The sequence below is a fragment of the Candidatus Giovannonibacteria bacterium genome, from assembly GCA_016432405.1.
Taxonomy (GTDB): Bacteria; Patescibacteriota; Minisyncoccia; order UBA11713; family 2-01-FULL-45-33; genus MFHE01.
On sequence record CP066687.1, the window covers coordinates 553,032 to 565,211 of the forward strand.

General features: G+C 49.0%; 14 protein-coding genes and 3 tRNA genes. 8 read left to right on the forward strand and 9 right to left on the reverse strand.

The window, feature by feature from the left end; all coding sequences use genetic code 11:
* Nucleotides 1–330 precede the first annotated feature (330 nt).
* Together HYW15_03310 and HYW15_03315 are read right to left on the reverse strand one after the other, a co-directional pair.
* Nucleotides 331–873: a hypothetical protein gene (locus HYW15_03310; GenBank protein QQG42508.1), complete on the reverse strand. Its 543-nt coding sequence runs from the start codon at nt 871–873 to the stop codon at nt 331–333.
* 96 nt (nt 874–969) lie between these two features.
* Nucleotides 970–1,113 (reverse strand): hypothetical protein, encoded by a 144-nt coding sequence (locus HYW15_03315; GenBank protein QQG42509.1) that lies wholly within the window; start codon nt 1,111–1,113, stop codon nt 970–972.
* An 81-nt stretch (nt 1,114–1,194) separates the two neighbouring features.
* Between HYW15_03315 and HYW15_03320 the strand changes: the two genes are divergently transcribed.
* Nucleotides 1,195–1,268, forward strand: a tRNA-Gln gene (locus HYW15_03320).
* Nucleotides 1,269–1,600: 332 nt separating this feature from the next.
* Here the strand turns inward: HYW15_03320 and HYW15_03325 are convergent.
* The gene (locus HYW15_03325) at nt 1,601–2,866 is read right to left on the reverse strand and encodes a glycosyltransferase (protein ID QQG42510.1); all 1,266 of its coding nucleotides are present in this window, start codon (nt 2,864–2,866) and stop codon (nt 1,601–1,603) included.
* A 55-nt stretch (nt 2,867–2,921) separates the two neighbouring features.
* Between HYW15_03325 and HYW15_03330 the strand changes: the two genes are divergently transcribed.
* From HYW15_03330 to HYW15_03350, 5 genes are all read left to right on the forward strand, one after another.
* A complete protein-coding gene (locus HYW15_03330; protein QQG42511.1) occupies nt 2,922–3,062 on the forward strand; it encodes a hypothetical protein in 141 nt (46 codons plus the stop codon).
* Between the two features lie 55 nt (nt 3,063–3,117).
* The gene (locus HYW15_03335; GenBank protein ID QQG42512.1) at nt 3,118–3,366 is read left to right on the forward strand and encodes a hypothetical protein; all 249 of its coding nucleotides are present in this window, start codon (nt 3,118–3,120) and stop codon (nt 3,364–3,366) included.
* Nucleotides 3,359–4,597, forward strand: coding sequence for a DEAD/DEAH box helicase (locus tag HYW15_03340; protein ID QQG42513.1), 1,239 nt, complete (start codon nt 3,359–3,361; stop codon nt 4,595–4,597). Before HYW15_03335 ends, HYW15_03340 begins: the two co-directional genes overlap by 8 nt.
* Nucleotides 4,598–4,699: 102 nt before the next feature.
* Nucleotides 4,700–5,056, forward strand: coding sequence for a hypothetical protein (locus tag HYW15_03345; GenBank protein QQG42514.1), 357 nt, complete (start codon nt 4,700–4,702; stop codon nt 5,054–5,056).
* Nucleotides 5,057–5,286: 230 nt separating this feature from the next.
* Nucleotides 5,287–5,832: a hypothetical protein gene (locus tag HYW15_03350; GenBank protein ID QQG42515.1), complete on the forward strand. Its 546-nt coding sequence runs from the start codon at nt 5,287–5,289 to the stop codon at nt 5,830–5,832.
* Between the two features lie 68 nt (nt 5,833–5,900).
* Here the strand turns inward: HYW15_03350 and HYW15_03355 are convergent, their stop codons facing one another.
* From HYW15_03355 to prfB, 3 genes are read right to left on the reverse strand one after another with little or no spacing between them, the layout of a single operon-like run.
* A complete protein-coding gene (locus HYW15_03355) occupies nt 5,901–6,839 on the reverse strand; it encodes an ABC transporter permease (protein QQG42516.1) in 939 nt (312 codons plus the stop codon).
* A 7-nt stretch (nt 6,840–6,846) separates the two neighbouring features.
* A complete protein-coding gene (ftsE, locus tag HYW15_03360) occupies nt 6,847–7,527 on the reverse strand; it encodes a cell division ATP-binding protein FtsE (GenBank protein ID QQG42517.1) in 681 nt (226 codons plus the stop codon).
* Entirely contained in the window at nt 7,514–8,518 is a 1,005-nt protein-coding gene (prfB, locus tag HYW15_03365; protein QQG42518.1) for a peptide chain release factor 2, read from the reverse strand. The genes ftsE and prfB overlap by 14 nt, the downstream gene beginning before the upstream one ends.
* A 122-nt stretch (nt 8,519–8,640) precedes the next feature.
* Between prfB and HYW15_03370 the strand changes: the two genes are divergently transcribed.
* Nucleotides 8,641–8,713, forward strand: a tRNA-Thr gene (locus tag HYW15_03370).
* 8 nt (nt 8,714–8,721) lie between these two features.
* Nucleotides 8,722–8,792 (forward strand) — tRNA-Gly (locus tag HYW15_03375).
* Between the two features lie 4 nt (nt 8,793–8,796).
* On the opposite strand, the gene HYW15_03380 is transcribed toward HYW15_03375, so the two are convergent.
* The 3 genes from HYW15_03380 to lepA form a co-directional block, all read right to left on the reverse strand.
* On the reverse strand, nt 8,797–9,369 hold the full coding sequence (locus HYW15_03380; protein QQG42519.1) for a hypothetical protein: 573 nt from the start codon (nt 9,367–9,369) through the stop codon (nt 8,797–8,799).
* Between the two features lie 7 nt (nt 9,370–9,376).
* Complete coding sequence (locus tag HYW15_03385) at nt 9,377–9,766, reverse strand: septum formation initiator family protein (protein ID QQG42520.1); 390 nt, start codon at nt 9,764–9,766, stop codon at nt 9,377–9,379.
* Nucleotides 9,767–9,885: 119 nt separating this feature from the next.
* Entirely contained in the window at nt 9,886–11,733 is a 1,848-nt protein-coding gene (gene lepA / locus HYW15_03390) for an elongation factor 4 (GenBank protein QQG42521.1), read from the reverse strand.
* Nucleotides 11,734–12,180 lie beyond the last annotated feature (447 nt).

Here is a 12,180-nt window from a genome sequence, read left to right on the forward strand (position 1 = left end):
TGCCGGGTTTTCCGCTGATAATCAATTTATCGACCTTGTTAACTATTCTGAAATTTACAAACTAAACTTTTTATAATTCCGAAACCCATATTCATTTTTCAAGGTTCTCTTTTCCAGAAGTAAGTCGTTTAGCTTCTGGCACCCTGCCGCCAAATCTTAACGTGGTAGCAAGATGCCATAAGCCAAGAAACTCTCCGCCACGGAGCGGGTTTTTTAGCCCTATTTTAACCTAATCCCTTATTGCGGTTTTATTCGTATTCATCCCGCGTAATTTAAGTATAACATAGCCGATAATCACCGATGCAAGCGCCCGTTGTGGATAACCCTTTTTCAGATAAAATACCTCCTCCAGCGCTTCTCTCCATCTTGCTTTATTGCCCCGGAAGCCACAAGCGAAGAAAGCTCCCTCTGCACTGTTTTCTCGCTGATTTGGCCTCCCAGCATTTTAGCCAGTTCGCCTGCGCTTCTGCGCCCATTTTCTCTAAGCTTGGCCAAAAGCAACTCATGTCTGTCCGATACGCGGCTTATTGGCTTACCTATCTGCTTAGAATCAATGCCAGCGATGCTGTCCAATAGATTCCTATAGCTGTCCGATAGAAACACGGCTTCGCGCATGAGTTCTGAATACGCCTTGGTCAGAACCTCAAAATTTGCTTTTGAGATAAACGTGCCCGAGGAAGCAAGCTCCAGCTTCAAAAGCATGCTCTTGGCCATCCTTTCCATTCTGGCAATATCCCCCGCGTCTGCACCCATAATCTCCAGCGCGTTTTCGCGCAAAGCCCATTTTAATGGCTCGGCGTCGGAAAAAAGGTCGGTAGTCCGGTATAACGCTTCGGTTATTTTAAGCGCCTTTTCTTTAAGATTTTCCGACATACCAATAGTTTATCCGCGCGCGATTTCCCGTCAACTTCACAAATACGGAAAAAATGGTGCAATAAAAAAGGGCTGAAAGCCCCATTGCTTGATGTCTTACGGTCTGACACTGAAACTAGTGGTTAAAAGGTGTCTGATTATTAAGCCGCTGATGGCAAACATCGCGACGATAAACGCAATCAGCCAGCCGCTCATTTTTTCTTGGGCTTTTCCGCCCCCATTCTTTGTTAGTTCAGTCATAGTTCACCTCCATCCTCCAATCTAATATAGAAGGCGGGTTTTATCAAATCCGAAATTCTGCTAATATGGCTTCATTATTATTGCGGGGTCGGCTAATGGTAGGCCATGCGGCTCTGAACCGCAGAATCTAGGTTCGAATCCTAGCCCCGCAGCCAATTAAATACGATAAAAACAACAACAAACTTTTGACATTATTTTACCAAATCTGATACACAAAACAAAATCCGGAGTATCCCGGATTTTGTTTGTTGACTACTTTTGTTTCTCTGAACCTGGAGGTGCTTGCGGTTGAGGGGTTTCGGGGGTTTTTTCTTCAGATGTTTCTTCGCTCATCGGAACGTTACAGGTCGGACAATTTCCCGCCTGTTCCGACTCGTGGCCACACTTTGGACATTTGTATTTCATAATCTTATTTCAAACTAATTATGTCTTTTTTGTGCCGCAACTTACGACTATCGCCACGACCTTTTTATGATAGCAGTTTATTTTACTTTAAACAAGATTGGTAAAGTTTGAGATGATCTAAAACGAGACGGGGGAACAAAAACTTCTTCAAAACAGTTTTCCGCGCATATTCTCCCAACATTTTTCTTTTCTCGGGATGAGATAAAAGAAAAACTATTTTTTCAGCCAAGTCCTCGGGGGTTTTCGCCACAAAGCCGTTTTTCCCGTCCCGAATCTGTTTGCGGATACCGGACGCCGTACCGCCGATCACCGGTTTCCGTTTCCACATAGCTTCCGTAACCACCAGGCCGAATCCCTCCTTGATAGAATTTTGAATAATCACATCGGCGGCGTTTTGCGCCATAACGGTAAATTTCAGAACGTCTTTGCCCTTCGCGTTAAAAAATAAAAAAATATCGCGGGATCTGCCGGCGACAGCGGCAATATCTTTGTAAATTGTAGAAGAAGCCGGGTTATCATTTGCCGTATTGAAACCAACCAAAGCCAGCCGAGCTTCGGGATGCGTTTGTTGCACTATACGGAATGCCTGAATGACTCCGAGCGGATTTTTCCAAATATCAAAACGCGAAACTTGTACGATAAGCGGGCAATCTACCGGTATGCCGCCGTGCTTTTTGAGATACAATCGCGCCTCGTTTAGAGCAACGATTTTCTGTTTTGGCGAGAGGGGGTCAATGGCCGGGGTGAAAATTTTCACTTTACGGCGAGGCAAATCGCCGTTGACAAAATCGCGGTTTGAAAAAACAATGCGGCGGTAAGACGCAATGCAGGGAAATAACTTTTTCCAAACGGGTCCGAAGACTGCGGATGTATCAATGTGACTGAAGTATATTTTGTGTTTATTGAGATGTGAACGGCACCCTGCGAGAAGCGGCTGGGGATCGTTGATAACCAAAACGTCGCAATCGATTTTATCAAGTTCTCCGGCGATAAGTTTACTCGTTCGTTCGTACTCTTTCCATTCCTTGCCAGTTATTTTAACTGCCGCTCCTTGCATTGCGTCATGAATCTTATTGGTTACGGAGAAAAAACTATTGCCTATTTTTGGATTAATAACATACCAGTCGCCTTCTATGCCCAAAGCACGCAGATAAGTGATCAAGCTTTGCAAAATCTCGGCCACTCCGCCGCCCTCTGCCGTCGCGTTTATATGCACCACCCTTTTGCCCCGCATATAGGCGGCTTGCCTTACCAACTTTTTTTTCTGGGGCGCGGGAGGATATTTTAAAAAATCAGCCGGACGGATCTGTTTTGAAATGGAAATTTTTTCTAAAAATAGGGGCTTCATGTTTTTTATTATATCTCCAAACAATTTAAACGTGAAGAGGTGCTATAATAAACCTATGATGGGATATGGGTATGGGTTCGGGTCTATGATGGGAGGGGGCGGCCTTTTCGGGTTTTTCGGCGTGCTGACCTGGCTGGTCTGGCTCGCCGTGGGAATCCTCCTCGCCGTCTGGCTCTGGAAAAAAATCAACCAATAGTCGGGTAATCGCAAAAACCATTGCTTTTTGGGGCGTTTTCTGCTATCATAAGAGTGTGGTTAAACGTAAAGACCCGGTATTGGAACAAAACAAAGCAGTCGTAACTCTTGCTGATTTTCTCGCCGCCTACAATAAGAGCGCGCCCGATGGTTTTCCGCGCGCGACTCCGGAGATTTTGCGGAGATTTCAAGCGGCGCACGCTTCGCTTTTTTCCGCCGGAGGCGGAAAAAACGCCAGAAATTGGTCAATAGAAAAACACAGAAAAAAACTGATGGACTGGCTCCCCTCTTATCACGATGCTTAATAGAAACAACCCTGCGTCTTTCTACGGCTTGGGCATCGCCCCGGCGCTTTTGGAAATTCTTGGGCGCCTCCATTTTAAAATTCCCACCCCGATTCAGGAGCGGGCGATTCCCGTCGCCAACGAAGGGAAGGATTTAATCGGCATCGCCCAAACCGGCACCGGCAAAACCTTGGCCTTCGGCATTCCCATGATTCAGCGTATCGCCCAGACAAAAGCCAAGGGGCTGATTCTTTTGCCGACAAGGGAGCTGGCGCTGCAGGTTGATGAAGCCATCCGAAAAATCGGGCGCACTCTGGGTCTCAAAACCGCCGTGCTCATAGGCGGCGCGGCCATGCGGCCCCAAATAGACGCCCTCCGCCGCCAGCCGCACATTATAATAGGAACGCCCGGGCGGATTATTGACCACCTGGAACAAAAAACTCTTTCTTTGGAAAAAATCGCCATACTTGTTTTAGACGAAGCGGACAGAATGCTGGATATGGGTTTCGCGCCGCAAATCAGGATAATTTTAAACAAAGTGCCGAAAGCGCGGCAGACAATGCTTTTTTCGGCAACCATGCCGGACGATATCGTGCGCATTGCCACCCAGCACATGAAGCTTCCCTTCCGCGTGGAGATCGCGCGGCCGGGAACGGCGCCTGAAAAAGTGGCGCAGGAATTATTTATCGTAAAAAAAGAAGACAAAAATAAATTGCTGGCGAAATTGCTTTCCGAATACCGCGGTTCGGTTTTGATTTTTTCGCGCACAAAATACGGCGCGCAGAAAATCTGCCACGCGCTGCGGAACATGGGCCACCGCGCCGCTGAAATTCATTCCAACCGTTCGCTTGGCCAGCGCCGGGAAGCGCTGGAAGGGTTTAAGTCCGGCAGATACCGCGTGCTTGTGGCAACGGACATCGCCTCGCGCGGAATTGATGTCGTGGGGATTGAAGTGGTTATCAATTACGATTTACCTGATGACCCCGGAGATTATGTCCATAGGATTGGAAGAACCGGCAGAGCTGGCGCGCCCGGGCGGGCGATTTCTTTCGCCACACCCGACCAAAAAAGCGCCGTCCGCGATATTGAAAAACTTCTCCGCACGGCGATTGCCATATCAAAGCACCCGGAATTTTCGGAAGAGAAATTTATAGAATACAAAATTATCCCGCGTCATTTTTCACATAAGCGCTTCGGCCGGGGCTTTTCGCGCCCGTCCTACGGCGGCAGAGGCGGATTTTTCAGGAAATAAAATAAAAGCCATTAAATAAATAAAAGTGTATAGGTTGACTCAAAAGTAAATAAACGCTAAGTTTTGGATAGAAACGGAGGTGCAGCCATGTCAGTAAGAGGAATGATACGAAAGGAGCTTGAGAAAAAATTAAAGGAGCATCGGAAAGAGGCCTCCCGCTTGGCAAAAGACCTTGGCTACCTAAAACGCGCAAGATACCTCGCTTTCTACGTGTTCATCGGAACCGGATGGGAAGAACGAGCCCCAAAAATTCACTTTAAGGCCCGCGGCGAATTGAAAAACGTAATGTGCGCCGCTCTTGAAGAATTCAAGCGCAAAAACGGCAATGGCGCCGCGCAGGGCAAATATGTATGCGTGGTAACGGCGCTACTGCCAAACGGCAATCCGGTTTTTATCCATGACAAATTTTTCAAGTCCTATCTTGAGAAATACGGCAAACCCTCCCAGCCCGGCGCCTAGCTCGGGCTTTTTTTAATATGATAAAATAAGGAGATAATGTTAAAAACGTAATTATGGACATAGTATCGCACAAGCTTTGGGGAAGCGCGGTGTTCGGAAGAAAAATTAAAAAACGCAAAAACGCGCTTTAAAATCTATACTACGCAAGTTGGACGATAGGCTAGAATACGTAGTATGCGTATTAAAAATAGAGAGGTGTAAAAAAAATAAAAAAGCAGTATCATTACCCAATGGACATCATATCGCACGGGCTGTGGACGGGGGCGATTGCCAAAGCCGCCAACGAAAAAATAAAAAAGCCGCTCAATTTCTGGGCGGCGGTTTGGTGGGGCGTTTCCCCGGATTTGTTCGCTTTTACTATCCCGTTTTTGGGGCTTTTGTGGAATTTTACTTTCCGCGGCGTGAATCTCGCGGACATCCCAGGACCGTCCGCAACCGAGCCGCCGTCCTCCGGCACTTTATGGATTTTCCAGCTCGCGACCGTACTTTATAACATCAGCCACAGCGCCATTATTTTTTTGATTGTTTTCGGACTGGTCTGGCTGGTTCTGAAGCGCCCGGTTTGGGAGATGGGGGGATGGATTTTCCACGTTTTTCTGGACGTGCTGACCCATTCTTTTCGTTTCTTTCCGACACCGGTCTTCTGGCCGCTTTTCGGCTGGAAATTTAACGGCATTTCCTGGGCCAATCCTCAGTTTCTTGCCATAAATTATGCTGCCCTGATTTTGCTTTATCTCTGGTTTTTTGTAATTAAAAAACGCAAAAACGCGCTTTAAAATCTATACTACGCAAATTGGACGATAGGTTAAAATACGTAGTATGCGTACTAATGAGTTAAAAAAAGCTAAACCTTAAGGTGGCGCTTCACCGCGAAGTAGGCCGAAAGCACGCCTAAAAGGACTCCCGAGATTAGCAAGATAAAGAAAATCTGGAAAATGTTTTCGGAAAAATACGTAAAAATATTGAATCCGCCGAAAAGCGCGGAGGTTCTTGCACCGGCAAACCAAAAAACCGGATAGAAAACCGCCAAAGTAAACGCCGCCGCTATCACCCCGTGTATCACCCCCTCAACCAAAAACGGCCCGCGGATGAATTGGCGCGAAGCGCCGACCAATTGCATCACGGAAATCTCGTCGCGGGAATTGTAAATCGCAAGCCGCACGGTGCTGTAGGCGACCATTAAGGATATTACCGACAAAATCAAGCTGACTGCAAGCCCGGCGCGGCGGGATGCGGCGAGGAGCGCCGAGAGCTTGTCAATCACAAACTGGTTTTGGCGGTAAGTTATTTTCTTCTCTCCCGAGTCGTCCGTATCCAAAATATTGTCGTACCGCCCGCTCTCCAAAAACTTGCTTATTGAGCCGTATTTTGCCGGGTCTTTCGCTTTTATCTCAATGCTCGGAGAAAACGGATTCTCGCCTACAACCTCCAAGGATTGCAAAATGATTTCGTCGCCCTTGTGCCGTTCCTTAAAAACAACAAGCGCCTCCTCCGCCGAAACATATTTTACCGAGCGGACTTCCGGCAGCGCCTCCAAGTCCTTTTTGAGCGCCAAAATCTGCTCCTCTTTGGCGGACGGCTTGAAATAAGCGCTGATGTCCACTTTTTCTTCCAAAGAAGAAATCACGCCGGAAAGAAATGAGCTCCCGACGACGACCGAACCGATCACAAAAATTGAAAGCGACATAACCAGCACCGTGGCCAAACTGACCACGCCGTTCCTGAAAAAATTAATCACCCCCCACTTCAGAATCCTTCTGAAAGTTATCTTATCCATCGCCATTATTCAATTATAGCACATATCTCCCGCGCTGTTCGTCTCGGACGACTTTGCCTTTTTCCAGCGTCACCACCCGGCGCTCCAGAGAATTGATGATTTCCTTGTCGTGGGTGGCCAAAATAACCGTCGTGCCCAAGTCGTTTATTTTTTCCAGAAGGCGGATTATATCCCAGGTATTTAAAGGGTCCAAATTCCCCGTCGGCTCATCGGCGATAACGACGTCCGGGCGGGTCACAATGGCGCGGGCGATGGCGACGCGCTGTTTTTCGCCGCCGGAAAGTTCGTGCGGGAAATGCCAGGCCTTGTCCATAAGTCCCACAAGCTCCAAAACCTGCGGAGCGTCCTGTTTTATGTCGTCATCGCCTTTTCCGGCCGCCTCAAGCGCGAACGAAACGTTTTCGTAAGCGGTTTTTTGCGGCAGGAGCCGGTAGTCCTGAAACACAACGCCCATTCGCCTGCGCAGCGCCGGGAGCTCTCCCGGAGGGACGGCGTGCACGTCGCTGGATTCAAAAAAGACCTTGCCCGATGTGGGCCGGTCTTCGGCCAAAAGCAGCTTCAAAAGCGTGGATTTGCCGGCGCCGGACTGCCCGACTATTGAAACAAACTCGTTCGGCGAAATCGCAAACGAAACATCCTCAAGGGCAATTGAGGTCGGAGAATAAACTTTTGAGACCTTATCAAAATAAATCATTTAATTCTGATTCTATAAAATTATCCAGCTCGCCCGCAAGTACCCCCTCAACATCGGCGGTTTCGGCGCCGGTGCGGTGGTCTTTCACCAATTTATACGGGTGAAAAACATAGGAACGGATTTGGTGGCCCCACTCGGCCTGCGGAATCTGCCCACCCCTCACCAACTTTTTCTCCGCTTCGGTTTTGGCAATTTCCAATTCATAGAGCTTCGCGCGCAAAATATCAAGCGCGGCCTTGCGATTTTGGGCCTGCGAGCGCTCGGCGCTCGCGTGCGCCGAGATGCCCGTGGGTTTGTGCAAAATCCGGACAGCAGTTTCCCTTTTATTCACGTTCTGCCCTCCGGGGCCGCCGGCCCTCGCGAAGCTTACCTCCAAATCTTCTTCTTTGAGCGGAGCTTCCGCTGGGTCGGTTATCTCCGGCAAAATCTCAACCAAAGCGAAGGAGGTGTGCCGTCTTTTATTCGCGTCATAGGGCGAAATCCGCACCAGGCGGTGCACGCCGTATTCTTTCTTCAAATAGCCGTAGGAAAATTTTCCCGCAATCCTTGCGGCGGAGTTTTTTATGCCCCCGAATTCGTTCGGATGCGTGTGCAAAACCTTAAAGCTCCATCCTTTTCGGGCGGCGAATTTCTCGTACATTTTAAACAAAATGCCCGCCCAATCCTCGGCGTCGTCGCCTCCCGCACCCGCGAAAATCCGGAGGAGCGCGCTTCCTTTGTCATATTTGCCGGAGAAAAGTTCCGCGCGCTCCAAGGCCAGAAGACGGCTTTCCAGTTTTTTCGCTTCATCCAAAATCTCCGCCTTCGCGTCAAGCTGCGCCAGTTCCCAAAGCTCCTCGGCTTCTCCTATGATATCCTCCCAGGCCTTTACGTCAGCTTTGACCTCCGAAATTTCAGAGGAAATTTTCTGCGCCCTCGCCGAATTCTTCCAAAACTCGGGGTTTGACGCCTCCGCCTCCAATTTTAAAAGGTCTTCCCTTTTTTGGCGCAAGTCAAAGACGGCCCGCCGCGCGGCGGACCTTTTCTGTCAATTCCTGAATATACTTCCTGTCTTTCGCTTCCATATTCAAAGCATATCATAAATCCCAAAAAAATGCTAGAAAAGAAGAGCGGGCCACCTTAGCTCAGTTGGCAGAGCAATGCTTTCGTAAAGCAGAGGTCCCCGGTTCGAATCCGGGAGGTGGCTAAAAAAGCGCGGGTATAGTTTAGTGGCAGAATGATTGCTTCCCAAGCAATAGATCGGGGTTCGATTCCCCGTACCCGCATAAATTATTTAATTTTCACATCCCCATCTTGCCAGTAAAATCCCGGGTAGTAAATTTTCACTGCCGTGTTTTTTTTGAGCGCCAGCCAAGTCCCGGAGAGCTTTTCTTCGTCGCCTTTATAATAATCGGTAAGGGCGTCGCGCTTTGCTTGCGGCAACAAAACGAATTTTTTAAAATCCTCCAGTTTCAAGCCGTAAAGCTCTTCGGATGCTCTGCCCAAAGAGCTATTCTTGCCGTCTTTTAAAACCGTCTCCGCTATCTCCTCCGCTTTTTTAAAAATCCCCGGGTCGGTTTTTGAAATCATCTCGTCCAAAAAAAGATTATCCGCCAGCTCCGCCAACGCCAGACGTTTTAATTCCCGCACTTGCGTCGCGGGCGCATCGCGCGCCTTGCTCCGGGGAGAAGCGCGCTCCTCAAAAGTTTTGAGCGCCCCGTAAACGCTCAAAAACTCGGCGTAGCTTGCCGCCCGCCCGCCCACTTTCAAAACCGGCAAAAAACTAAACCCCATTATTGCCGCGCCGCCCAACAAGAGCAAAACAACCGCCAAAACAAAATATCCCTTTCTAAAAATATTCATGCTCGCCTTAGAAAATTTTATCTTTCAACGCTTGCCATAAAACCCCGAACCATTTCCTTACCGAACCTTCCGGCGACGACGCCTCCGCCTCGCCGAGAAAAATAACCACCGCTTCGCCGGGTTTTTTCAAATTAAACCGGCCCCTGGCGTCGCGGTCCGCGCCCTCTGGCGTTTCCAGCTCCGCGAGGCGCTCTTCATAATTTTTTCTGGATGCCTCCGCTTCGGCGATTTTTTTCTCCAAATCCTTGATTTCCCGCTTTAGCGCCAGCTCAACGTTGAATGTCTTCCAGGCGCCCGCCAAAGCCACAAACATCAACGTCCCCACGATTAATATTACCGGCCAGGAGAAAATTGACCGCTCAATCTCTTTTTCTTCTTGAAAATCGCGCAACGCCATGATACTCTATTTTTATCATGAAATTCGGCTCAAAAAAAGCAAAAATGGTGTGGAATACGATAACGGTAATCGCCGTCATCGCCATGCTGGCGTTTTTGATAGTGCCCTACTACATCTAATCATCTCTTGATTGCTTTGAGATAAACCTCCGCGGGGATTTGGTAATCAGCGCGCTCTTTCAGACGTTTTTTGCCTTCTTTTTGCTTTTTCCAAAGCTTCATTTTCCGGCTTCTGTCGCCCCCGTAAAGATGCCCCGTGACATTTTTGGAAAGCGCCGGAAGCGAACGCGAAGCCAAAATCCTCCCGCCGGCGCGCGCCTGTATTTTGAGTGCGAAAACCGCCCGCGGCAGAATTTTGCGGAGTTTTTCCACCGCCTCTCTGGCTTCCTGCTCCGCGCGCCGGCGGGGAATTATTTTTGAAAACGCCGGCTGGATTTCCTCGGCTATAAGCACGTCCAGCCGCAGCAAATCCGCCGGCCGCGTATCCAAAAATTCGTAATTGAGTGAAGCGTATCCGGCAGAGACGCTTTTTAATTCGTCAAAAAAATCGCGCATCAGCTCCCGAAGCGGCATTTGGGCGCCCAGCTTAACTCTGGACTCCGAAAATTTATGCGTGTCTCCGACTCTCGCCTCGTGCGCTTCCAGCAGTTTCAAGACCTTCGGCAGGCGCTCCGGCGGAGTAAGTATTTCAATCTTGAGCCACGGCTCCAAAACTTCCAAAATCTCCTGCCCGCCTGCCTGCCGGCTAGGCAGGTCCGGAAATTTGCTCGGCGCGTATATTTCCATCGTCCCCCGCCTTGTTTTTACGGCGTATTTTACCGTCGGCGAAGCGGCGATCGTTTTTATTTTAAAATCGCGCGCAAGCTTTTCCACGACAATCTCCAGATGCAGCTGCCCCAAAAATCCGCACCTAAAGCCCCGTCCCAACCCCGCCGCGGCGGGGCCGCCGGATTCCTCCTCAAAAAAAAGCGCGCTGTCCAGAAGCTTCAGCCGCTCAAGCGCCTTTTTCAAATCCTCAAAGGCGTTCTGATCCTCCGGATACAAACTTGAAAAAACCACCGGCCTTGGCTCGCGGTAACCCGGCAAAGCATTAAGCGAGCTGCCATCTTCCAATATTGTGTCACCAACGCGCACCGCTCTCGCTTCTTTTATCCCAGTGACGACGTAGCCAATCTCGCCCGCGGACAGGATTTCCATAGGCGAAAGCTCCGGCCTGAACACCCCGACCTCGCTTGCGGCAAATTTAATATTGGAATGAACCAACTTTAATCTACTGCCTTTCCCAATCTCTCCGCCAAAAACCCGCACATGCGCGACTATCCCTTTATGCAAAGAGTATTCAAAATCAAAAATTAATGCCCGTGTTCCGCCGCCCGGGAAAACACTCGGTGTTTGAAGCCCGCCAACACCGAGTGTTGAGGAGGGCGGCGGAATTTTTTCAACAACTTTCTCAAGCAATTTTTCCACCCCCTCGCCGGTTTTCGCGGAAAGTTCCAGAATCTCCCCGGCGGACTCACCCAAAAGATTTTTGATTTCTTCTTTTGTCTCCGCGATTCTTGCCTGCGGCAGGTCAATTTTATTTACCGCCGGAATTATTTTCAAATTAAGCGATTTCGCCAGCTCCACGTTGGAGAGCGTCTGCGCCTCCACTCCCTGGGTCGCGTCCACAAGCAAAACCGCGCCCTCCGCGGCGGCCAGCGCCCTAGAGACCTCGTAGTTAAAATCAATATGCCCGGGCGTGTCAATTAAATTCAAAATATACGGCTTATGGCTTACGGCATATAGCATTCTAACCGGCTGCATCTTGATTGTTATCCCCCGCTCGCGCTCAAGCGGATGCATATCCAAAAATTGCGCGCGCATTTTGCGGGCTTCAACTGTCTTGGTAATCTCCAGCATCCTGTCGGCCAAGGTGGATTTTCCGTGGTCAATATGCGCGATTATGCAGAAGTTCCTGATATTCGGCATAAATAGAGTTTATAGAAAATTTTAAAAATAAAAAAGAGGAGAAGAATTTTTTCCTCCCCTCTTGTTTCTGACCATCCTTTATTAAAGCGGCGCTTTAGACAATGTCGGCCCCGGACGCTCGTAAACTTTCTCGAGTCTCCGTCTTATCTCCGCAATCCGAGAGTCCTTAAACCACGACCTTGTAGCTTTTAGATCTGCGATCGCTTTCCCGACAATCTCCCGGTATTCGATAAGCAACAGCCCAATGTCGTTATCGTCGACCTGCCTTAAGCAAAAAAATTCAAAACTCTTGAAAACGATTTTTTGGAGTTGCTCGCTAAGGATAACGGCGATCCGGAAATCATCGCAATCTATATACACCTCGTTAAAATCCCGTACCGTCCGATAAAGAACGGACTGACCGAATTGGTCAGAGATGTATGGGGAAATTCTATCAGCTACCACTCG